This is a genomic window from Nonomuraea sp. NPDC003214 (assembly GCF_053590035.1).
Genome location: NZ_JBSFSX010000009.1, coordinates 19,884 through 40,304 on the forward strand (window position 1 = coordinate 19,884; position 20,421 = coordinate 40,304).

Annotated in this window: 25 protein-coding genes and 1 tRNA gene; 19 read left to right on the top strand and 7 right to left on the bottom strand. The window is 70.5% G+C overall.

The window, feature by feature from the left end; genetic code table 11:
• Positions 1 to 49: 49 nt before the first annotated feature.
• The 5 genes from ACWDXC_RS27980 to ACWDXC_RS28000 all read left to right on the top strand — a co-directional run bounded on the left by ACWDXC_RS27980 (position 50) and on the right by ACWDXC_RS28000 (position 6,095).
• The gene (locus ACWDXC_RS27980) at positions 50 to 1,261 is read left to right on the top strand and encodes a metallophosphoesterase (RefSeq protein WP_449986633.1); all 1,212 of its coding nucleotides are present in this window, start codon (positions 50 to 52) and stop codon (positions 1,259 to 1,261) included.
• A 72-nt stretch (positions 1,262 to 1,333) separates the two neighbouring features.
• A complete protein-coding gene (locus ACWDXC_RS27985; RefSeq protein ID WP_375074425.1) occupies positions 1,334 to 1,825 on the top strand; it encodes a helix-turn-helix domain-containing protein in 492 nt (163 codons plus the stop codon).
• 126 nt (positions 1,826 to 1,951) lie between these two features.
• On the top strand, positions 1,952 to 3,994 hold the full coding sequence (tmk, locus tag ACWDXC_RS27990; protein ID WP_449986635.1) for a dTMP kinase: 2,043 nt from the start codon (positions 1,952 to 1,954) through the stop codon (positions 3,992 to 3,994).
• Positions 3,995 to 4,003: 9 nt separating this feature from the next.
• Positions 4,004 to 5,176, top strand: coding sequence for a DNA polymerase III subunit delta' (locus ACWDXC_RS27995; RefSeq protein ID WP_449986636.1), 1,173 nt, complete (start codon positions 4,004 to 4,006; stop codon positions 5,174 to 5,176).
• Positions 5,177 to 5,261: 85 nt separating this feature from the next.
• A complete protein-coding gene (locus ACWDXC_RS28000; RefSeq protein WP_372455435.1) occupies positions 5,262 to 6,095 on the top strand; it encodes a PSP1 domain-containing protein in 834 nt (277 codons plus the stop codon).
• 4 nt (positions 6,096 to 6,099) lie between these two features.
• Here ACWDXC_RS28000 and ACWDXC_RS28005 read toward each other — a convergent pair whose 3' ends face one another.
• Both ACWDXC_RS28005 and ACWDXC_RS28010 read right to left on the bottom strand, forming a co-directional pair.
• Positions 6,100 to 6,285, bottom strand: a complete 186-nt coding sequence (locus ACWDXC_RS28005) for a hypothetical protein (protein WP_449986638.1) — start codon at positions 6,283 to 6,285, stop codon at positions 6,100 to 6,102.
• Positions 6,286 to 6,366: 81 nt separating this feature from the next.
• The gene (locus ACWDXC_RS28010; RefSeq protein ID WP_219517542.1) at positions 6,367 to 6,888 is read right to left on the bottom strand and encodes a DUF7144 family membrane protein; all 522 of its coding nucleotides are present in this window, start codon (positions 6,886 to 6,888) and stop codon (positions 6,367 to 6,369) included.
• A 211-nt stretch (positions 6,889 to 7,099) separates the two neighbouring features.
• On the opposite strand from ACWDXC_RS28010, the gene ACWDXC_RS28015 reads away from it, so the two are divergent.
• The 4 genes from ACWDXC_RS28015 to ACWDXC_RS28030 are packed head-to-tail and all read left to right on the top strand — an operon-like array spanning position 7,100 to position 10,319.
• Positions 7,100 to 7,594, top strand: a complete 495-nt coding sequence (locus ACWDXC_RS28015) for a DUF1269 domain-containing protein (RefSeq protein WP_219517540.1) — start codon at positions 7,100 to 7,102, stop codon at positions 7,592 to 7,594.
• Positions 7,595 to 7,624: 30 nt separating this feature from the next.
• Positions 7,625 to 8,122 carry a hypothetical protein gene (locus ACWDXC_RS28020; protein WP_449986639.1) on the top strand — a complete coding sequence of 166 codons (498 nt, stop codon included), beginning with the start codon at positions 7,625 to 7,627 and terminating at the stop codon, positions 8,120 to 8,122.
• A 26-nt stretch (positions 8,123 to 8,148) separates the two neighbouring features.
• On the top strand, positions 8,149 to 8,970 hold the full coding sequence (locus ACWDXC_RS28025) for a class II glutamine amidotransferase (RefSeq protein ID WP_449986641.1): 822 nt from the start codon (positions 8,149 to 8,151) through the stop codon (positions 8,968 to 8,970).
• Entirely contained in the window at positions 8,970 to 10,319 is a 1,350-nt protein-coding gene (locus ACWDXC_RS28030; protein WP_449986643.1) for an MFS transporter, read from the top strand. The genes ACWDXC_RS28025 and ACWDXC_RS28030 overlap by 1 nt, the downstream gene beginning before the upstream one ends.
• A gap of 11 nt (positions 10,320 to 10,330) precedes the next feature.
• Here the strand turns inward: ACWDXC_RS28030 and ACWDXC_RS28035 are convergent, their stop codons facing one another.
• Positions 10,331 to 12,187, bottom strand: coding sequence for a glycoside hydrolase family 15 protein (locus ACWDXC_RS28035; RefSeq protein WP_449986644.1), 1,857 nt, complete (start codon positions 12,185 to 12,187; stop codon positions 10,331 to 10,333).
• A 127-nt stretch (positions 12,188 to 12,314) separates the two neighbouring features.
• On the opposite strand from ACWDXC_RS28035, the gene ACWDXC_RS28040 reads away from it, so the two are divergent.
• Positions 12,315 to 13,001 (top strand): maleylpyruvate isomerase family mycothiol-dependent enzyme, encoded by a 687-nt coding sequence (locus tag ACWDXC_RS28040; protein ID WP_449986646.1) that lies wholly within the window; start codon positions 12,315 to 12,317, stop codon positions 12,999 to 13,001.
• Positions 13,002 to 13,071: 70 nt separating this feature from the next.
• Positions 13,072 to 13,148 (top strand) — tRNA-Thr (locus ACWDXC_RS28045).
• A gap of 116 nt (positions 13,149 to 13,264) precedes the next feature.
• Here ACWDXC_RS28045 and ACWDXC_RS28050 read toward each other — a convergent pair.
• The 3 genes from ACWDXC_RS28050 to ACWDXC_RS28060 form a co-directional block, all read right to left on the bottom strand.
• Positions 13,265 to 13,570 (bottom strand): DUF7677 family protein, encoded by a 306-nt coding sequence (locus ACWDXC_RS28050; RefSeq protein WP_449986647.1) that lies wholly within the window; start codon positions 13,568 to 13,570, stop codon positions 13,265 to 13,267.
• Positions 13,571 to 13,606: 36 nt separating this feature from the next.
• Positions 13,607 to 13,975 (bottom strand): tyrosine-type recombinase/integrase, encoded by a 369-nt coding sequence (locus ACWDXC_RS28055; protein WP_449986648.1) that lies wholly within the window; start codon positions 13,973 to 13,975, stop codon positions 13,607 to 13,609.
• A gap of 234 nt (positions 13,976 to 14,209) precedes the next feature.
• Positions 14,210 to 14,560, bottom strand: a complete 351-nt coding sequence (locus tag ACWDXC_RS28060) for a hypothetical protein (RefSeq protein ID WP_449986649.1) — start codon at positions 14,558 to 14,560, stop codon at positions 14,210 to 14,212.
• 65 nt (positions 14,561 to 14,625) lie between these two features.
• On the opposite strand from ACWDXC_RS28060, the gene ACWDXC_RS28065 reads away from it, so the two are divergent.
• The 6 genes from ACWDXC_RS28065 (at position 14,626) to ACWDXC_RS28090 (ending at position 18,600) form a co-directional block, all read left to right on the top strand.
• Positions 14,626 to 15,141, top strand: coding sequence for a hypothetical protein (locus tag ACWDXC_RS28065; protein ID WP_449986650.1), 516 nt, complete (start codon positions 14,626 to 14,628; stop codon positions 15,139 to 15,141).
• A gap of 54 nt (positions 15,142 to 15,195) precedes the next feature.
• Positions 15,196 to 16,212, top strand: coding sequence for a hypothetical protein (locus tag ACWDXC_RS28070; RefSeq protein WP_449986651.1), 1,017 nt, complete (start codon positions 15,196 to 15,198; stop codon positions 16,210 to 16,212).
• Positions 16,209 to 17,165 (top strand): hypothetical protein, encoded by a 957-nt coding sequence (locus ACWDXC_RS28075; protein WP_449986653.1) that lies wholly within the window; start codon positions 16,209 to 16,211, stop codon positions 17,163 to 17,165. Before ACWDXC_RS28070 ends, ACWDXC_RS28075 begins: the two co-directional genes overlap by 4 nt.
• Positions 17,166 to 17,301: 136 nt before the next feature.
• Positions 17,302 to 17,535, top strand: a complete 234-nt coding sequence (locus ACWDXC_RS28080; protein ID WP_219501299.1) for a hypothetical protein — start codon at positions 17,302 to 17,304, stop codon at positions 17,533 to 17,535.
• A 124-nt stretch (positions 17,536 to 17,659) separates the two neighbouring features.
• A complete protein-coding gene (locus tag ACWDXC_RS28085) occupies positions 17,660 to 17,989 on the top strand; it encodes a hypothetical protein (RefSeq protein ID WP_449986655.1) in 330 nt (109 codons plus the stop codon).
• The gene (locus ACWDXC_RS28090) at positions 17,986 to 18,600 is read left to right on the top strand and encodes a class I SAM-dependent methyltransferase (protein ID WP_449986657.1); all 615 of its coding nucleotides are present in this window, start codon (positions 17,986 to 17,988) and stop codon (positions 18,598 to 18,600) included. Before ACWDXC_RS28085 ends, ACWDXC_RS28090 begins: the two co-directional genes overlap by 4 nt.
• Positions 18,601 to 18,615: 15 nt before the next feature.
• Here ACWDXC_RS28090 and ACWDXC_RS28095 read toward each other — a convergent pair whose 3' ends face one another.
• Positions 18,616 to 19,008 carry a peptidase inhibitor family I36 protein gene (locus ACWDXC_RS28095; RefSeq protein ID WP_449986658.1) on the bottom strand — a complete coding sequence of 131 codons (393 nt, stop codon included), beginning with the start codon at positions 19,006 to 19,008 and terminating at the stop codon, positions 18,616 to 18,618.
• Positions 19,009 to 19,125: 117 nt separating this feature from the next.
• Between ACWDXC_RS28095 and ACWDXC_RS28100 the strand changes: the two genes are divergently transcribed.
• Together ACWDXC_RS28100 and ACWDXC_RS28105 are read left to right on the top strand one after the other, a co-directional pair.
• Positions 19,126 to 19,650, top strand: coding sequence for a DUF305 domain-containing protein (locus tag ACWDXC_RS28100; protein WP_449986659.1), 525 nt, complete (start codon positions 19,126 to 19,128; stop codon positions 19,648 to 19,650).
• A 63-nt stretch (positions 19,651 to 19,713) separates the two neighbouring features.
• On the top strand, positions 19,714 to 20,415 hold the full coding sequence (locus ACWDXC_RS28105; protein WP_219501308.1) for a FadR/GntR family transcriptional regulator: 702 nt from the start codon (positions 19,714 to 19,716) through the stop codon (positions 20,413 to 20,415).
• Positions 20,416 to 20,421 lie beyond the last annotated feature (6 nt).

The window sequence follows — 20,421 nt, forward strand, 5'->3', positions numbered from 1 at the left end:
CTCTCAGCGGCCGTACGCGGGCTTGATCGCGCGCTCGTAGCATGACGGCGTGCTCTTCGTCTTCTTCATGGTGGCTCTGGTCGCGGCCGTCCACTATTACCTGTGGCACCGGCTCGTCCGCTCCACCACCGGGCCGGGGAGGCTGCGCAGGGGCCTGAGCTTCGTGGTGGCGGGGCTGTTCGTGCTCGTGGTGGCGACCTTCGTGGCCTCGCGTATGGAGGCGTTCCACTGGCTGGCGTGGCCGGGCTATCTGTGGATCGCGGTGATGTTCTACCTGGTCGTGTTCCTCGTGGTGCTGGAGGTGCCGCGGGCGGTGGCGGCGCTGGTGATGCGCCGTCGCGGGAGGCGTCCGACGCCGGTGGTGGAGCTGGTGCCCGCCGGGGCGGGGCCGTCGGGGCCGTCCGAGGAGCCCGGGCCGGCCGCCGACGGCATGAGCAGGCGGCTCTTCCTGGGACGGGCCACCGCCGCGGTCGCGGGCGTCGGCGCGCTGGGCACGGTCGGCTACGGCGCGTCGGTGGCGCTGGGCGACCCGGTGATCGAGCCGGTCAGGGTGACGCTGCCGGGGCTCGACCAGCGGCTGCGCGGGCTGCGGTTCGCCGTGGTGAGCGACATCCACCTGGGGCCGCTGACCGGGATCGGGCACACCGAGCGGATCGTGCGCATGATCAACGGCCTGGAGCCCGACGTGGTGGCGATCGTCGGCGACCTGGTCGACGGCTCGGTGTCGGCGCTCGGGCGGCTGGCGAAGCCGTTCAAGAACCTGGAGTCCCGCTACGGGGCCTATTTCGTGACCGGCAACCACGAATACTTCACCGAGCAGGGGCCGGGCGAGTGGATCGAGGAGCTGGCCGACCTCGGCGTGCGGTCGCTGCGCAACGAACGGGTGGAGATCCGCCACCAGGGCGCGGTGCTGGACCTGGCCGGGGTGAACGACGTCAACGGCGTCACCATGAACGACGGGCCCGACTTCGCCAGGGCGCTCGGCGGACGCGACCCGAACCGCGCCGCCGTCCTGCTCGCCCACCAGCCGGTGCAGGCGGAGAAGGCCGCCGAACACGGCGTCGACCTGCAGCTCTCCGGCCACACGCACGGCGGGCAGATGGTGCCGTTCAACCTGATCGTCCCGCTCCAGCAGCCCGTGGTGTCGGGGCTGGGCACGGTCAAGGGCATGCCGGTGTACGTGACGCGCGGGGCCGGATATTGGGGCCCTCCGGTGCGTGTCGGAGCGCCGCCTGAGATCACTATGCTGGAGCTGCGCTGACTTTACGCAAACCAGTGGTCACTCTGGGCTAATCTAGAGTAGTATCCGAACGGATACTACTGGAGGTGACGGATGAAGCCCGACGTCAAGTTCTGGGCGGAGCACGGCGCGATGCTGCTCAAGCACGCCCGCCACACGGCGCGGCTGCACCAGCAGCAGCTCGCCGAGGGCAGCGGCACCTCGCGCACGACGCTCTCGGCCTATGAGCACGGGCGCAAGTCACCCACCCTGGAGACGGCCGGGCGCATCCTCGACGCCGCCGGGTTCCGGCTGGCGCTGGAGCCGAAGGTGGAGTTCGCCGGTTCTGTGCCGAGTTGTCTGCCACGGCTGCCGGTGTCCGCGGCCCTGGGCATTGTGGCCCACGGCGACCGGGTCTACGATCTGGCCGACCGCGAGCAACGCCGCGAGGCCTATGCGGCGCTGCTGAGCGAAGGCCGGCCGCAGGACGTGCTCGATCACGTGGATGGGGTGTTGCTCGTCGAGCTCTGGGAAGATCTCGATCTGCCCGCGCCCGTCCGCACGGCCTGGGCGCCGCTGATCGAGCGGGCCAAGCGCGGTGACTGACGGAGCTGGGAGCGGAGACGGTGTCCATGAGCGGTGCACTTCCCGACACACTGACCGGTGCGCTTACCAGCGCACAGCCGGTCATATCCGACTCGCCGCTCCCCCTGACCTGGATACGCTGACATCATGACCGTCCTTGGCCGCCGCCGACAGGCACACGTGCTGGCAAACGCGCCGTTCCGCCGGCTGTGGACTGCCATGTCGGTGTGCAGCCTGGGTGACTGGCTCAACATCCTCGCGCTGACCGCGATGGCCGGAAACCTCACCCAGGGCGACTACCGCACCCAGTCTTTGGCCATCGGCGGCGTGTTCGTCGCCAAGATGCTGCCCGCCGTCCTGCTCGGGCCGCTCGCCGGAGCGTTCGCCGACCGGTTCGACCGGCGGCTGACGATGTTCGCCGCCGACCTGGCCCGCTTCGCCGTCGTGCTGTCGATCCCGATCGTCGGCAGCTACCAGTGGGTCATCGTCGCCACGGTCCTCGTCGAGTGCGTCAACCTGTTCTGGGTCCCGGCCAAGGACGCCACCGTCCCCAACCTGGTGCCCAAGGAGCAGCTGGAGTCGGCCAACCAGCTCAACCTGATGGTGACCTACGGCAGCGCGCCGGTCGCCGCCGCGCTGTTCGCCGCCCTGTCGGTGGCCGGCGACGTGGGGCGCAACCTCGTGCCGGCGCTGGCCGGGGTCGACGCCACCGCGCTGGCGCTCGTCGTCAACGCCTGCGCCTACCTGGTGTCGGCGTTCCTCATCTTCACGCTGCGCGACATCCCCAAGCGCGACGGCGCGATCTCCACGCCCTCGGTGCTCAAGCAGATCGTCGAGGGCTGGCGGTTCGTCGGCGGCAACCGGCTGGTGCGCGGCCTGATCATCGGCATGCTGGGCGCGTTCGCGGCCGGGGGCGCGGTGGTGGGCGTCGCCAAGATCTACGTGGTGGCGCTGGGCGGCGGCGACGCCGCCTACGGCGTGGTGTTCGGCGCCGTCTTCGTCGGCATGGCGCTGGGCATGTTCTTCGGGCTGCGGCTGCTGCGCGAGCTGTCGCGGCGGCGGCTGTTCGGGCTGTCGCTCATCGTGGCCGGGCTCGTCCTCATGGCCATCGCGCTCATCCACAACCTGGTGATCGTGGTCATGCTGACCGTGGCGCTGGGGGCGTGCGCGGGCATCGCCTGGATCATCGGCTACACGCTCATCGGCCTGGAGGTCGAAGACGGGCTGCGCGGGCGCACGTTCTCGTTCCTGCAGTCGACGGCCCGGGTGACGCTGCTGCTGGTCGTCGCCGTGGCCGCGCCGCTGGCCGCGCTGTTCGGCGAGCACCTGCTGACCTTCGGCGACCTGACCTACGAGTTCAGCGGCACCAACCTGGTGCTGCTCGTCGGCGGCGTGGTGGCCGCGCTCGTCGGCGTGCTCGGGCTGCGCCACATGGACGACCGCAAGGGCGTCCCCATCACCGAGGACCTGATCGCGGCGCTGCGCGGCGAGCGGTTCAAGGCCGGGCCCGCCGAGCACGTGCCGGGGCTGTTCGTGGCCTTCGAGGGCGGCGAGGGGTCCGGCAAGACCACCCAGTCCAGGATGCTCGCCATCTGGCTGCGCGACCAGGGCTACGACGTGGTGCAGACCCGCGAGCCCGGCGCCACCAAGGTCGGCATGCGGCTGCGCGCCATCCTGCTCGACGCCGCCGAGCGCGGCCTGTCGGCGCGGGCCGAGGCGCTGCTCTACGCCGCCGACCGCGCCGAGCACGTCGAGAAGGTCATCCGGCCCGCCCTCTACCGGGGGGCGCTGGTGGTGTGCGACCGCTACGTCGACTCCTCGCTCGCCTACCAGGGGGCCGGGCGCGCGCTCGACCCCGGTGACGTGTCCAAGGTCAACGCCTGGGCGACGGGCGGGCTGGTGCCGCACCTGACCGTGCTCATCGACACGCCGCCCGAGGTGGGGCTGACCCGGCTCGGCGGGGCCGCCGACCGGATCGAGTCGGAGCCGCTGGAGTTCCACGAGCGGGTGCGCAAGGAGTTCCGCGCGCTGGCCGCCGCCGCGCCCGAGCGCTACCTGGTCGTCGACGGCACCCTGGAGCCCGACGTGATCACCCGCGCCATCCAGGACCGGGTCCGCGAGATCCTGCCCGACCCGGTGCCGCGCACGTCCGAGGACATCACGGGCACGATGCCCGCCATCCGCGACTAGCCTTGACCCGTGGGTGTCTTCGATGACCTGGTAGGCCAGACCCAGGCGACGGCCGTGCTGTCGCGGGCCGCCGCGGCCGCCGCCGAGGCGGTGAGCGGCGGGCGCGGCGCCGGCATGACGCACGCCTGGCTGTTCACCGGCCCGCCCGGCGCGGGCCGTGAGGACGCCGCCCGCGCCTTCGCCGCCGCGCTGCTCTGCCCCGACGGCGGCTGCGGCCACTGCGACCAGTGCCACCAGGTGCTCATCGGCTCCCACCCCGACCTGGAGTGCGTACGCCCCGCCGGGCTGTCCTACAGCGTCAAGCAGACGCGCGAGCTCATCCTGCGCGCGGCGGGCGCGCCGACCCAGGGCCGGTGGCGGGTCATCCTGTTCGAGGACGCCGACCGGGCCACGGAGGCCGCCGCCAACGCCCTGCTCAAGGCCATCGAGGAGCCGCCGCCGCGCACCGTGTGGCTGCTCTGCGCGCCCGCCCCCGACGACCTGATGATCACCATCCGGTCCCGGTGCCGGCTCGTCACGCTCACCACGCCCGGCACCGAGGCCGTCGCGCACCTGCTGGCCACCCGCGACAGCGTCCCCTGGGAGACCGCCCAGTTCGCCGCCCGCGCCGCCCAGGGCCACATCAGCCGCGCCCGCGCGCTGGCCCTGGACGAGGGGGCCCGCCGGCGCCGTGAGGCCGTGCTGTCCATCCCCCGGTCGCTGTCGGGTGTCGGCGAATGCGTCAGCGCCGCCGAGCGGCTGGTCAAGACCGCCGAGGAGGAGGCCGCCGCCGCCACCGCCGCGCTCAACGAGAACGAGACCACCGAGCTGCGCAAGATCTACGGCGAGGGCTCCACGGGCAAGGGGCTCAACCGGGGCCTGGTCCGGGGTGGCGCGGGGGCGCTGAAGGACCTGGAAGACCGGCAGAAGTCCCGCGCCACCCGCATCAAGCGCGACTCGCTCGACGCGGCGCTGCTGGAGCTGGTGTCGTTCTACCGCGACGTGCTGGCCATGCAGTTCGGCGCCGGGGTCGAGCTGGCCAACGACGACCTCCGCTTCGACCTCGACCAGGTGGCCAAGGCGACCACCCCGGAGGAGACGCTGGGGCGCATCGACGCGATCATGCGCTGCCGCGAGCGCCTCGACCTCAACGTCAACCCGCAGATCGCGGTCGAGTCCATGATGCTGTCGCTCAGGGCGTGAAGCTCCGTCCCGGCGCGGCGCGTACTGTGGCAGGTACGTGTCCCCGACGCCGGTAGGAGGCGAGCACGAGCCCATGGGAATGATCATGGCCGTGAGCTTCACCCGCTACGGACGGCTCTACTACCTCGACCCCGGCCCTCACAGCCCCGCGGTGGGCGACAAGGTGCTGGTCCCGACCGACGCCGGGCCCGAGGTGGCGGAGTGCGTGTGGGCGCCGCAGTACACCAGCGAGGACATCGACGGCCTGCCCGTCTGCGCCGGTCTCGCGGGCGAGGAGCACCTGACCCGCGACGAGACCAACAAACGCCGCAGGGCCGAGGCGCGCAGCGTCTCCAAACGCCTGATCAAGCGGCACACGCTGCCCATGAAGGTGGTCGGCGTCGACTACCTCGACCAGGACAACGTCTACACCGTCTACTTCTCGGCCCCCCACCGCGTCGACTTCCGCGCCCTGGTCCGTGACCTCGCCCGCAACCTGCGCGCCCGCGTCGAGCTGCGGCAGATCGGCCCGCGCGACGAAGCCCGTCTCCAGGGCGGCATCGGCCCCTGCGGGCGCGACCTGTGCTGCGCGACGTTCCTCAAGGACTTCGAGCCGGTCTCCGTCCGCATGGCCAAGGACCAGGACCTGCCGGTCAACCCGCTGCGCATCGCCGGCGCGTGCGGTCGGCTGATGTGCTGCCTCAAGTACGAGCACCCGCTGTACGTCGAGACCCGCTACCGGATGCCGAAGAACGGCAGCCGTGTGAGCACCCCGCAGGGCGACGGCACGGTGGTGGGCCACAACGTGCCCGCCGACACGGTGACCGTGCGGCTGGACGACGGCGGCAGGCGCTGCGCGTGCCCGTCGGCGTCGGTGTGCTCGCCGCGCATCCAGCACGACACGATGTACGGCAAGCCGTCAGGCGAGGAGGAGAGCTAGCCCGTCACGCCTCGGCCGCGGCCTCCCAGTCGTGGCAGGGCCGCAGCGCGTGGTGCCGGTAGATCATGCCGAGCGCCTGCGCGGTGGCCTGGGCGTACATGCCCTCTCCGGCGGGGCCGCACAGGCAGTCGGGCGACCGCTCGTGTCCGACGACGTCGTCGAGCGGCCGGATGTGGACGACCTTGTGCACGGCATACCCCTTGACCTCGACCGGGAGTTACGTGCAGTTTAAGGCTATTTGTCCACTTTGTGGTGCTATTTCCGGATGCGGCTACAGGCGGTCGCCCCTGTCGAACGCCTTCATCTCCCCGCCGTGCACCGCCAGGGCGTAGATCACCAGCACGTCCACGGCGATGACGATCATCGACCAGAGCGGGTACGCGGGCAGCCAGGCGAAGTTGACCAGCGCCTGGACACCGGCGAGGAGGATGCCGACCACGCGGCCCCATGCCTTGCCCATCATGACCGCGGCACCAGCGAGGGCGACGACCACACCCATGATCAGGTGCATCCAGCCCCAGGCCGTGTAGTTGACCGGGATGGCCAGGTCATTGGCGGTGACGAGGTAGAAATCGGTGTTGAAGATGCCCACCAGCCCCATCAGGGCCTGGAAGCAGCCCAGGATGATCATCGTGATCCCGGCGAAGATCACCCATCCGACCCAGCCGGTGGGCTGCGGCTGCGTCTCCACCGGGCGGACCTGCGCCGGTTGCTGATCCTGACGCTGCTGGGGCACCGCCGCGGTCTGGTCGCGGGATGTCTCCTGCGTTCGTCCGTATCGCGGGTTTTCCATGTTCGACTCCCCTCCGCGAGGCGGGGCTTCCGGGAGCGGATCGCGCTGCCGTCAGCATCTCCGCCACTTACCAGTGTGCCCCCGGCGCCCCTCATGTTCTGCGTGGATATCGCCAAATACGGAGGGGATGTTTTTGCCTGGTCGTGGTGGCCGCCCGATCGCGAAAGGGGGATCACCTTGAGCACATCGCCACGTCGAGGAAGAAGACCTCATGAGCAACCTCATCGCCATCTCCTACCCGGACGTCGCCACCGCCGTCGCCGTCCGCGACCGCCTGACGGAGCTCCAGCGGCAGAACCTGATCACGCTGGAGGACATGGCCATCGTCGAACGCCGGGACAACGGCACCATCAAGCTGCACCAGGGCGTCGGCACGACCGGCATGGGCGCGGCGAGCGGCGCGCTGTGGGGCGGCCTGATCGGGATGCTGTTCTTCATGCCGCTGTTCGGCATGGCGCTGGGCGCGGCCACCGGAGCGGCCGGCGGCGCGATGACGGACCTCGGCGTCAACGACGCGTTCATGCGGGAGCTCGGCGACAAGCTGGAGCCCGGCACCGCCGCGCTGTTCGTCCTGGTCGTGCGGAGCACCCCGGACAAGGTCATCCCGGAGGTCCAGCCGTACGGCGGACACGTCATCCAGACCTCTCTCAGCCGCGAGGAGGAGGCGCAACTGCGCGAGATGATGGAGAGCACCGGCGCGCGCTGACCGCGCGGCACGCCCCGCTCGGGTCACCCCATGGACAACCATCACGGGAACGGCGCCCGGCGGCCGAGAGACTACACCGGTGCGGTCTACGGATCGCTGCTGGCCGCCTCCGTGGTGGCCGGTGCGGGGACGCTCGGCAAGTTCCCGCGCCTGGAGCTGGTCCTGCTGCTGCTGGGCACCAGCGTGGTGTTCTGGGCCGCCCACGTGCACGCCCGCCTGTTCGGCGCCCGTACGGTCTTCCGTTCCGCGAGCCTGGCCGACATCCGCCGGGCCGGCGTCGAGGAGTGGCCGATCGTCACGGCGGCGATCCCGCCGGCCGCGGTGGTGGCCGTCGGCCCGCTGCTGGGCCTCGAACCGCAGGCCACCGTGTGGCTGGCCCTCGTGGTCGCGATCGCCGGTCAGGTCGGCTGGGCGGCCGCCGCGGCCGTGGGAGTCGGCGCCTCCCCGCGCGCGGTCCTCGGCACGAGCGCCGTCAACCTGGTGCTCGGGCTGATCATCGTGGCGCTGAAGGCCGCGTTCCACCACTGACGACCGAGGTGACCATGTGTCGATGGATGACGTACTGCGGAGAACCCATTCTGGCCGAGGACCTGCTGTTCAGGCCGGTGCACTCGCTCATCGACCAGAGTCTGCACGCGAGGCTCGGGGTGACCACCACGAACGGGGACGGTTTCGGCATCGGATGGTACGGCGAGGGCGCGGAGCCCGCCGTCTTCAAGAGCGTCGAGCCCGCGTGGAACGACCGGAACCTGCGGGAGATCGCCCGGCAGATCCGCACTCCCCTCCTGTTCGCGCACGTCCGTTCGTCGACCGGAACCCCGGTGCAGCGCAGCAACTGCCATCCGTTCCGCCACGGGCGCTGGCTGTGGATGCACAACGGAGCCGTGGAGGGATTCCGCGAGCTGCGGCGTGACATGGCGATGGCGGTGGAGCCGTCGCTCTACCCCGTCATCGAGGGGTCCACCGATTCGGAGCTGCTGTTCTTCCTGGCGCTCACGTTCGGGCTGGCCGACGACCCGCCGAGTGCCGTGGCCCGTGCCGTCGGGCTGGTGGAGGAGCTCGCCCGGCGCCGCGGAACCCCGCCTCCGGTCGACATGACGGTGGCCACGACGGACGGCGAGTCCGTGTGGATGTTCCGCCACGCCAGCGCGGGCCGCCCCGGGTCGCTGTTCTACTCCACCGACATCGCGCAGGTGCGGGAGCTGCATCCGGAGCTGGAGGCCCTGCGGCGGCTCGGCGCGGGGACGCGTTTCGTGGTCTCGGAGCCGCTGCGTGATCTCGCGGGCACCTGGAACGAGATTCCCGAGGGCTCTCACGGGGTGATCCGCGAGGGAGAAGTGGTGATCCAGCCATTTTCTCCCTTCTGGGAGGGGTGATGAGCGGGCGCGTCCTGGCGCCGCTGGCCCTCGCCCAGTTCATCTGCAGCTTCGCCGGCTCCAACATGAACGTGATGATCAACGACATCGGCGAGGACCTGGACACGACGGTTCAGGGCGTGCAGAGCACGATCACGCTGTTCCTGCTGATCATGGCGGTGCTCATGATCCCGTGCAGCAAGCTGACCGACCGCTGGGGCCGCAAGCGCTGCTTCCTCCTCGGACTCACCCTGTACGGGATCGGCGCGCTGATCAGTGCGCTGTCGCCGAGCCTGGCCGTGCTGATGCTCGGCAACTCGGTGCTGGAAGGGGTGGGCACCGCGCTGCTGATCCCACCGGTCTACATCCTCGCCACGATGGCCTATGCCGATCTCCAGTCGCGGGCCCGGGCGTTCGGCGTGATCAGCGGGCTGGGTGGCGTCGGCGCGGCGGCGGGCCCGCTGATCGGCGGATTCATCGCGACGGCGATCGACTGGCGGGCCGCGTTCCTCTTCCAGGCGCTGGTCGTCGCCGTGATCATCGTCTTCAGCCGCGGGATCGCCGACCCGGTGGCGCCGGACCCGGACCGCCCCTTCGACGCCGCCGGGGCGGTGCTGTCGGCGGTGGGCATGTTCTTCGTCGTGTTCGGGATCCTCCAGGCCGGCAGCGACGCCGTCCTGATGGCGGTGCTCCTCGTCGCCGGAGCGGCCTTCCTGGTCTGGTTCTTCCTCCACATCCACGCGCGGCAACGGGCCGGGAAGGAGCCGCTGCTCAGCACCGGCCTGTTCCGGAACCGTACCTCCAATCTTGGACTGATCACCCAGAACATGCAGTGGCTGGTTCTCATGGGCACGTCCTTCGTCGTCGCGGTCTTCCTGCAGACGGTCCGCGGCTACAGCGCGATCCAGACCGGGGTGATCTTCACCTCGGCGACCGTGGGCGTGCTGATCACGTCGCTGGCCGCGGAGCGCCTCTCCCGCAAGCACTCGCAGAAGGCCCTGGTCTCGGCGGGCTTCGTCATGACCGTGGCCGGGATCGGCGTCCTGCTCCTCCTGGTCGGGGCCTCGTCCAGGGTGGTCGCGTTCGCGCCGGGGCTGCTGCTGATCGGGCTGGGCGTGGGCGTGATGCTGACCCCGTCGGTCAACCTGGTGCAGTCCAGCTTCCCCGAGGAACGGCAGGGCGAGATCTCCGGGCTGTCACGCAGCGTCTCCAACCTCGGCTCGTCGTTCGGCACGGCGATCGCGGGCACGATCCTCATCGCCGGGCCGGCCCAGGGCAACCGGTCCTACGCGCTCGCCATGATCGCGCTCGGCGTGTTCGCCCTGGTCGGCCTCGCCGCCGCCATCCGGCTCCCCGCCGGCGCGCGGTAGGCGCGTACGGTCTAGCCCGGGGACGATTCGGCGCGTTCGAGCTGCTCGTCCAGGGCCATGGCGGCGGCGATGAGCGCGAGGTGGGTGAACGCCTGCGGGAAGTTGCCGAGCTGCTCGCCCGACGGGCCGATCTCCTCGGCGAACAGGCCGACATGGTTCGCGTACGTGAGCATCTTGTCGAAGGCGTAACGCGCCTGCTGCAGCCGCCCGGCGCGGGCCAGGGCCTCGACGTACAGGAAGCTGCACAGGTTGAACGTGCCCTCCGAGCCGAGCAGCCCGTCGGGGGAGGCGGCCGGGTCGTAACGGTAGACGAGGCTGTCGCTGACCAGCTCCTTCTCCATAGCGTCGAGCGTGCTCAGCCAGGCCGGGTCGCGGGGCGAGATGAACCCGACGCGCGGCATGAGCAGCAGCGACGCGTCCAGCACGTCGGTGCCGTAGTGCTGGACGAAGGCCTGCCGCCGCGGGCTCCAGCCGCGGTCGACGATCTGGTCGAAGACGGTGTCGCGAACGCTCGTCCAGCGGGCGACGTCGCCGGGACGCGAGTAGGCGGTCGCCATCCGGATGCCCCGGTCGAAGGCGACCCAGGTCATCAGGCGGCTGTAGGTGAAGTCCTGGCGCCCGCCACGGGTCTCCCAGATCCCCTCGTCGGGGCGGTCCCAGGTGTCGGCCAGCCAGTCCAGCAGCCCGGCGAACGACCGCCAGCCGCGGATGCCGCCGATCTCCTGCGCCTGGGCCAGGGCGTCGGCGGCCTCGCCGTAGATGTCGAGCTGGAGCTGCCCGGCGGCGGCGTTCCCGGCCCGTACCGGCTTCGAGCCCTGGTAGCCCTCCAGGTGGTCGAGGACCTCCTCGGTCAGGTGCGGGTCCCCGTCGACCCGGTACATGATCTGCAACGGCTCCTCCGCGTCGCCGCCGGCGTCCAGGCGTTCGCGCAGCCACGTACGGAACGCCTGGGCCTCCTCGACGAAGCCGAGGTCGATCAGGGCCCGGACGGACAGGGAGGCGTCACGGATCCAGGTGTAGCGGTAGTCCCAGTTGCGCTCGCCGCCGACCTGCTCCGGCAGGCCCATCGTGGCGGCGGCGATCGGCGCGCCCGTGGGCGCGTACGTGAGGAGCTTGAGGGTGATCGCCGATCGGGTGACCATGTCACGCCAGCGGCCGCGATACCGGGACGAGCGCAGCCAGCCGTGCCAGAAGGCGCGGCAGGCGTCGAAGCTGTCGCGCACCCCGTCGAGGGTCAGCGGCGGCATCGGCGGACCGGTCTCGCCGTGGCTGTCGCTGGTCAGGACGATCGCGGCGATCTCGTCGGCCTGGAGGGTGAAATCGGCGACCACGTCCTGGCGGTCTTGGCCGTCCTGGCCGTCCTGGCGCAGGACGAGCGGCCCGGCGGCCTGGAGGTGGAGGCTCGTGCCGGGGCCTTCGAAGACGGCTGAGCTGTCGTCCAGGATGCTGAGAGAGTGCGGCGCCCGGCCGTAGTCGAAGCGCGGACGGCAGACCAGCGTGAACGGCAGGCTGCCGCGGACCACCCGGGCGACCCGGACGAGGCGATGCCGGGCCGACGGGGTGGCGGAGGTGTCCGGCACCATGAAGTCGGCGACCTCGCCGACGCCTCCGGGAGCCATGTAGCGGGTGACCAGGATGGCGGTGTCGGGCAGGTAGAGCTGCCGGACGGTCGCCCCCTCGATCCGGTCCACGTCGGCCGCCAGCCGGCAGTGCCCGCCGCGTTCGCTGTCGAGAACGGACGCGAAGAGGCTCGGGGAGTCGAACCTGGGCGTGCACCACCAGTCGACGGTGCCCGCCCCGGACACGAGCGCGGCGGTCTGCAGGTCACCGATCATGCCGTGGTCCGCGATCTGCGGGTAGCCGTTCATGATCCCTCCGTTGTGCGCCGGACATACCGAGCGACTGCTCCCCGAGGGGCCGGAGCAGCAATTTCAGGCTAGCTCCCGACATATCCCCCCATGTCATCAGGGGTGACCCGGCCACTAGAGTGCTCGCATGCGCCCCGCCGAACTCCTCCACCACCTGCGCCGCGAGGCAGCCGCCTTCCGCGCCTGCCTCGACGGCGACCTGTCCGCCGCGGTCGAGCACTGCGGGGACTGGACGCTGTACGACCTGGCCGACCACCTCGGCGGCGGCAACCTGTGGGCGGCCACGGCCGTGACCGAACGCCACGGCGACCACCAGGCCCCGCCCGCCCCGCGCGACGACCTCGGCGCCTGGTTCGACCAGACCACCGCGACGCTGCTCGACGCTCTGGACCGCGACCCGTCGGCCGAGGCGTGGACCTTCTACCCGCCCCACACGGTCGGCTTCTGGCAGCGCCGCCGCCCGCTGGAGACGCTCATCCACCGCTGGGACGCCGAACACGCCCTCGGCCTGACCCCGACCCTCGACCCGGCGCTGGCTGGCGAGGGAGTGGCGGAGGTGTTCGACACGATGGCCTACCGCATGATCAACCGCGGTATGGCGAAGCCGCCCGTGCACGCCATCCGCGTCCGCGCCACGGACACCGGGCTGACCTGCGTCTACGGCCCCGGCGAACCGGTCGCCGAGATCGCCGGCCCGGCCGCCGACCTGCTGCTGATGCTGTGGGGCCGGCTGCCCCGCACCCACCCCGCACTGTCCTGGGATGGCGACACCCCCGCCGCCCAGGCCGTGCTCGACGGACCGCTGACCCCCTGAGCCGATTCGGGGGTTTCCGGGGAGCGAGGACCCCTTGGGCTCCTGTAGACTCTTTCAAGCTGTACGGCACGCCGCCTTAGCTCAGTCGGCCAGAGCACTTCACTCGTAATGAAGGGGTCTGGGGTTCGAATCCCCAAGGCGGCTCCAGTCAGAAGCCCCCTGAGATCACTCAGGGGGCTTCTGGGTGTCGAACTGGGTGTCTAACGGGTCGTGCGCTACTCGCGCTCAGCAGATACGCGGCACGTGGCCGGTGCGCGTCTGCTTCAAGGACCAGCTAGACGTGTCTCCCATTCTTCGAACGGGGGATCGACCACGTAGGTGGGATCGCAGTAGTGGCGGATCCATTGAGCTACTCGGTACTGGGCGTATCCGTCGTCCACCAGCCCGCTTTCGTCGATCTCCAGAACATTGGCATAGATCGTGAAGACCATCTCCAGAGTGGAACCAAAGCCCATCAAGGCTGGGCGATAGTCGATTCCGTCAAGCAACTCCATATCTAGAGTGCCATTGGCGAGGTAGAAGGCGAAGAACCGAAGGCTGGCGCGGAGGTCTTCAGGGAGCTTGGCCACAGAGCCTATTGTCGGGCGAAGTCCCCTACTCAACACTCATGTCTTGAAGATCTGATCCATCGCCGTCGCGCCCTGTTGGATGACGGGCCGGATCTGCTTGCGGTAGACCAGTTCGGCTACCGCTGTGCTGCTCTGGCCGACCAATCGGGAGATCTCCTCCAGCGGGATGCCCTGATCCGAGAGCAGGGACACGAAACTGTGCCGTAGCTCTCGGGGCGTCCACTTGTCGGGGTCGAGATCGGTCTTGGCGATGACCGCGCGGAAGGTGCGCCACACGTTGTGGGAGTCGAGCGGCGTGCTCACGGTCGAAGCGAACACGAGCCCTGTTCCGTCCACCGATCGCCTGCCGGCCTCTTGTCCGCTTCCTGGTGTGCCCTTTGAACCTTGAGCGCTTCCATGCAGCACTGCGGGAGCGCCAGAGTGCGCCGGGACTTCCGGGTCTTGGTGTCCCCGCCGCTACGGACGGAGCGCCACACGGCCACGTACGGTGGTATGGCCGGATCAGCGTCAGGAGCGCCTTCGTCCATGTGGTCCCAGGCCAGCGCGCGGAAGCAGGTCAGCCCGAGGCAGATTAGGGGCCTTGTTCGTAATGAGGGGGTTCGAATCCTCGAGGCGGCTCCAGCTTGAAGCGGGTGCGCGCTAGTAGCTGTCGCTCCAGTGGTACCAAGGGCCCTGGATGTGTTCGAAGGACGAAGCGACCGCCGGGTTGGAGTCATCGACCGGAACGTGCTCGGGGCTCCATACGTAGCCGTAGGGGTCCACGCTGGGCCCGTTCTCGCCCACCTTGAAGTAGACGCGGTCGCCTTCTCGGTAGACGGCCTGGAACTCGGCCTCCCCGATCTTCAGTGCCTGGTCGGTCAGGCTGCCTCCTTGCCCGAGCGCCTGGGCGGCCTGCTCCATCTCGGGGAACGAACGGGTGACGCGCTGCTCCCCGCCCCACCCGCAGGACGTCAGCGATGCCAGGACGACGATGGCGATCAGTAATCTCACGCCCTGATTGTCCCTGCCCGCGGGCGTCGCGGGTCGTGTGCTTCCATGACGCTATGGGAGCGGTTGTGACAAGCATCGTCGCGGTACTGGGCACTCTTCTCGGAGCCACGCTGAACCACCTGTTAGCCGCGCGAACGGCGAACCGGGCGGAACACCTGGCGAGGGCCGACAGGCTCAGGGCGGAACGCATGGACGCGTACTGCACTCTCGGGGGCGCACTCACCAACTATCGGCGCGGGCAGCTTGATCTTTGGTACGCGAGGCAGGAGAGCCCGGAGCAGTCGAGCTGGATCGAGTTGCGCCGGGAGGAGCAGCGGCTGCGGTCCGCGGCTCTGGAGGCGCTGTACCGGATGGAGCTCCTGACGGACGACGAGTCGCTCATCGCCAAGGGCTGGGAGGCGCTGCAGGCCGTCGACCGCATGAACGAGCTGAAAACCGGTGAGGAGCTGGATCAGCAGCGGGCCGTTTCCCGGACGCTCATCGCTGCCTTCATCCGTGCTTCGAAGCCGTTCGTCGCCCTCCGGATCGAGGGCCCGAAGAAGATCGAAGGCTCGAAGAAGATCGAAGGCCCGAAGAAATAAGCCTTGCGGTGGCCGGCATACCGGGAACATACCGGGCTCTCATAGGGTCCTCCGGTGCGCCTGATGATCGCCCTGATGCTGTGGCTCAGCCCGCTGCCGCCGGGGACGCAGCCGAGGTTCCCCGCGCCGCTCGACCTGTGCGCGATGGTCGACGCGGACCTGGTCAAGCGGCTCGTGCCCGGCGGCGGGAGCAGGCTGGAGGGACGGCACTGCGTCTGGACGAAGCCGGGCAGCGAGCTGGGGGTCAGGTGGACCAACGACGACGGGGAGCCTTGGGACTACACCTCCGCGCAGGCTCATGAGGAGTATCGCAGGAACCTGGCCCGCGACCTCCGCCCGGACACGTCACCCCGTTCCCTGTGGGTCAACGGCGATTCCCGTGACCTGCTCGGCGGGCGGGCGCGGGTGGTGCGGGGCGTGGGGGACGAGGGCTATCTGCTCGACCACGTCGCGGCGGGCACGGAACGGGTGGAGCTCGTCAAGGTGGTCTTCCGGGTCGGCAACCTGCTGGTGGAGGTCGAGCACTTCGGGCCGGCGCCGGGCGCCCAGCGGCTGCGTCAGGGGGCGGTGGCGGTGGCCCGCCGGATGGCGGACGCGCTGGTCCGGGCGAGCCCGGCCGATCCGGCTGCCGATGCGGCTGCGGCTCCGGTCGCGCCCGGCACGTACGCGGAGCCGCCGATCGCGTGTGCCGTGCTCAGCCCCGCGCAGGTGCGGAAGCTCGTCGAGCCGTCGGCGTACGCGCGGGCCGGGAACTCGGCGACCTGTTCGTGGGAGGAGCCGAACGAGTCCTCGGACCGGCGGCAGCTGAGGCTGGAGTTCTGGGCGCCGCGGCGCGGCCCGGCGGGTGACGGCGTCGCCCAGGCGAAGGAGATGTTCGCCGGATGGCGGGACGACGACACGAGGGCTCTGGACCTCGCGGACGAGGCGCTGGCGTTCCGCGAAGGGACGCCCCAGGCTCCCGGCCCGCCGGTGGTGGTCTTCAGGAAGGCGAACCTGCTCGGGTACGTGCGGGCGGGCGACGAGGCCAAGGCCGAGAGAGCCGCCCGGTGGATCGTGGAGGCGCTGTCGTGATCAGGGTCGTGCTGGCCGTACTCGTGCTGCTCACCGCCGCCGCCTGCTCTGCCGAGCCGGCGCCGCCGCGCCCGACCCGGGCGGCGAGCCCGCCGCCGTCGGGGCCCGGCAGGTTCACCGGGGTCGTCGACCCCTGCTCGCTGCTCACCGCCGAGCAGGTGGAGCAGCTCGTCACGCTCGCCGAGCAGAAGTACGACGAGGGCGGGTGCACCTGGACCACCTCCGGCCTGTCGCTGAAAGGGCAGGCGGTCCACGAGCTCAGCGTCGGCGTCCACCTGGCCGCGGACGTCGCGGCGGCACACGCCTTCTTCGTCAGGCCCCCGGACTCCGCCTTCCCCGCGATGGCGGTCAGGGATTTGCCCGAACCCCACGTCGACGCGCAGGTGGGGGACGAGTCGTTCGTCCAGGCCCCGGCCCTGGGGAGGCACGCCACGGTCCTGGCCTTCCGGCTCGGCAACGCGGTGGTCAACATCAACTACGGCTGGCGGGCGAAGCCAGCTCCGCGGCATCAGGAGGGGGCGCTGAAGGCGGCGCGGTGGATCGCCGAGGCGATGGACCGGCCCGCCCCCGCCGTCGCGGACCCGGCGGACGGGCGGTTCGCGGTGGCGCCGTACGCCTGCTCGCTGCTGCCGGAAGGGGTTCCCGAGTCGGCGACCCAGTGCGGCGGGCTCAAGCTGCGGCTCGGGCGGGCGTGGCAGGGGCGGAGCGGGATCGCCGTGGCCGAGGAGATCTTCGCCTACTACCGGAGAACGCAGTGGCCGGAGAAGCCGGCCAAGCCGGTGAAGGGCCTGGGGGACGAGGCGTTCGCGGAACGCGACGGGGCCCGGCTGACGGTGTGGGTGCGGGTGAGCAACCTCGTCCTGGAGGTCCCGTTCACGAAGGAGGACGGCAGGCTCACGCCGGAGATGCGGGACGAGGTCGCCAACGTGCTGAGCCGCCTGCCCGCCCGATAAAGCCGCGGGCAACCGCGAGCCGGCCTGGGCGCGTACATGGGAGCTTTCTAATGCCCGTGTCATGTACTGAGTGTTACGTGAAAACTACCATCAGTGATGAACGATGGTCGTTCACGTACACACCCATGGAGGTTCAGTGCGTACATCTCCCCGCAAGCTCGCCGCAGTCGTCGTGGTCGCCGGTGGGCTGGTGCTGCCGGCGTCGGCCGCGCACGCGGTCGTCGACCCGAAAAAGATCTCGGTCCTGGATTCGGTCCAGCGGATCGATCCCGTGCTGATGGCCAACTGCACGACCGGGGGCGCCGCCGATCCGCTCGGAGCCGTGGTCATTCCGCCCGAAGTCCCGCTCGTGGGCTGCCTGACGCTCTGATCGTCCGGACCGGGGCCCCTCGCGGTTGACCGCGGGGGGTCGCTTCGCGTCCGGGGGCAATCTCGTTGATCGCTGAGTGGGCGGAGCCTAGGATGACGACTGCTCCGGGAGGTGAGCCGACCACATGTCTCATGCGAAGACGTCCTTCGTCTGTCTCCCGTGCCGCGCCTCGTACAAGCAGCCCTATGCCGGCGGCTCCGAGCGGCGCTGCCCGCGCTGCGCGGGGGTGCTGATCCACGTCGGGACGGCGTTCGCGGCGCCGAGGCGGCGTGACGTCGCGGCGTGGCGGGTGCTGTCGGTGCTGCTGCACGCGGGCGTGCGCTTCCCCCGGAGCTGCTGTGGCGGGCCCGGCTACCGGCCGCGCACGTTCGGGGAGGTGAAGGCGCGGATGGTGTACGCGCGCCGCACCGGGGAGCCGTTCGCGCAGGCGCTGGTGCGTCCCGACGTGCCATGAGCGCGCGTTACGACGACGTGATCGGGCCGCTGCGTGAGGCGTACGACCGCAGCGCGCGGCAGCGCGACGCGAGCGGCAAGGCGGCGTGGAAGCAGGCCGAGCGGGAGGCGTTCCTGGGCCGGCTGCCGGACGGCGGCAAGCTGCTGGAGATCGGCGCGGGCACCGGCCAGGACAGCGTCTACTTCCGTGACCACGGCCTGGACGTGGTGGCCGTCGACCTGTCGCCGGAGATGGTCGCGCGGTGCCGGGAGAAGGGGCTCGACGCCCGGGTCATGGACTTCCTGAGCTTGGACTTCGCGCCCGGCTCGTTCGACGCCGTCTACGCGCTCAACTGCCTGCTGCACGTGCCCGACCGCGACCTGCCCGCGGTGCTGGAGGCGATCCACCGGGTGATGCGGCCGGGCGGGCTGTTCTTCCTCGGCGTCTACGGCGGGGGCAGCCTGACCGGGGAGGGGGAGTTCGCGGACGACGAGCAGTGGCCGCCCCGGTTCTTCTCGTTCCGGAGCGACGAGGAGCTGGTGGCGCGGGCGAGCCGGGTCTTCGAGGTCGTGGACTTCCATGCCGTCGGTGCGGACCACTCCCGGTTCCAGTCGCTGACCTTGCGTGCGTGAAGACCCGGCCCGGCGTCAGCAGGCGCTGTGGAGGGCCACCGCGTCGATGCGCTTGCCGAAGTTGGTGTCGTACGCCTGCGCGTAGTCGCCGATGTTGACCTTGCGGAACTCGCGGGGGTCGTAGTCGATGAAGCAGCCCCGGACGTTGGCGTAGAAGGAGTAGACGTGGTCGTGGAGGTTGGGCGGCATGTCGCGGTAGCCGTTGGAGGGCATCCAGCGCCAGGGGGTGCCCCGGTAGTCGCGGTCGTGCCAGAAGCAGATCTCGCCGGCCGCGCACTGGGCCGCGGCGCGCTGGAGCGCCGCGCCCTGCTGGACGGCGGCGTTGGCGGGGGCGGCGACGCCGCTGGCGGGCAGCGCGACGGCGGCGCAGAGCGCCACGGCGGCGGCTCGCTTGGTGAATGCCTTCATCAGAGACCCTTTCGGTCCGGGGACGACCTCTAACACCCTCAGTAAGGCAGTGATTACTTATCGTAGTCAAGTCCTGCCCGTGGACGGAGGGCTGCCGGCGTGTAAGGCTGGCGTGACATGAGGTACGTCTTAGCGGCCCTGGGACTCCTGCTGGCGGTCGCCTGCGGGCCGGGTGAGGCCGCGGCGCCTCCGGTCAACGCCGACGACGTGATGTTCGTGCAGATGATGGTGCAGCACCACCGGCAGGGCATCGAGATCGCCAAGGTCGGCGCCGACAGGGCGACCACGCCGGAGCTGAAGACGCTGACCGGGGCCATCGCCGCCACGCAGCAGAGCGAGGTGGAGATGATGTTGCGCTGGCTGCACGCCTGGGGGCAGCCGCTGACGCCGCCCGACGGGGCGCACGACCATCACGGCGGGCTGCCGGAGACCGAGCAGAAGAAGATCGACGCGCTCCGGAAGGCGAAGGACCCGGAGCCGGAGCTGATGGCGCTGCTGATCGCGCATCAGGGCGACGCGGCGCGGATGGCCGGGACCGAGGTGCTCGACGGCGCCAACCCCGAGGTCATGCGGTGGGCGGCGCAGGTGCAGGCGTCACGCAGGGAGCAGATCGAGCAGTTGCGCAAGCTGCTCGAACGCTGAGAACCGGAAAAGCCGGCGCTTCGTCATAGACGCCGTCCTGGATAAGTGATTAGATCACTTGATATGTCCGAGGTAGCACGGCCCACTCTCTCCGACGCTCTCACCGAGCGCATGCTGGAGCTCATCCACGCGGGCGGGCACCGGCCGGGTGACCGGCTGCCATCCACCAGGGAGCTCTCCCAGCGCTTCGCCGTCACCACCCCGACACTGCGCGAGGCGCTGCGCAGGCTGGAGGCCACCGGGGCCATCGAGCTGCGGCACGGCTCCGGCATTTACGTCGGGGCGGCGATCGAGCGGCTCGTGCTGCCCAACCCCAACATGCGCGAGATGCACGGCGCCCAGCTCCTCGACCTGCTGGACGCCCGGATCGTCATCGAGCCGCCGCTGGCGGCGATGGCGGCCGAACGCGGCTCGCCCGAGGAACTGGCCGCGCTCAAGCGGGTGCTCGCCGCCGCCGGCGACCACCTGCGCGGCCAGGACGCCGAGCTGCACGACGCCAACATGACCTTCCACCGGGCCGCCGCCCGGATGGCGGGCAACAGCGTGCTGCACGAGGTCGTGGACTCGCTGCTCACGATCCACGGGCCGGAGCAGCGCCAGATCCTGCAGATCTTCGACGACCGCCGCCGCGACTACGACGAGCACCTGTCGATCCTGGAGGCCATCGAGGCGGGCGACGCCGCGCTGGCCGGGGAGCGCATGCGGGCCCATCTGGTGGACGTGAAGACGGTCATCGAGCAGCGGTTGCACAACCCCCCCAAATGATCAAGG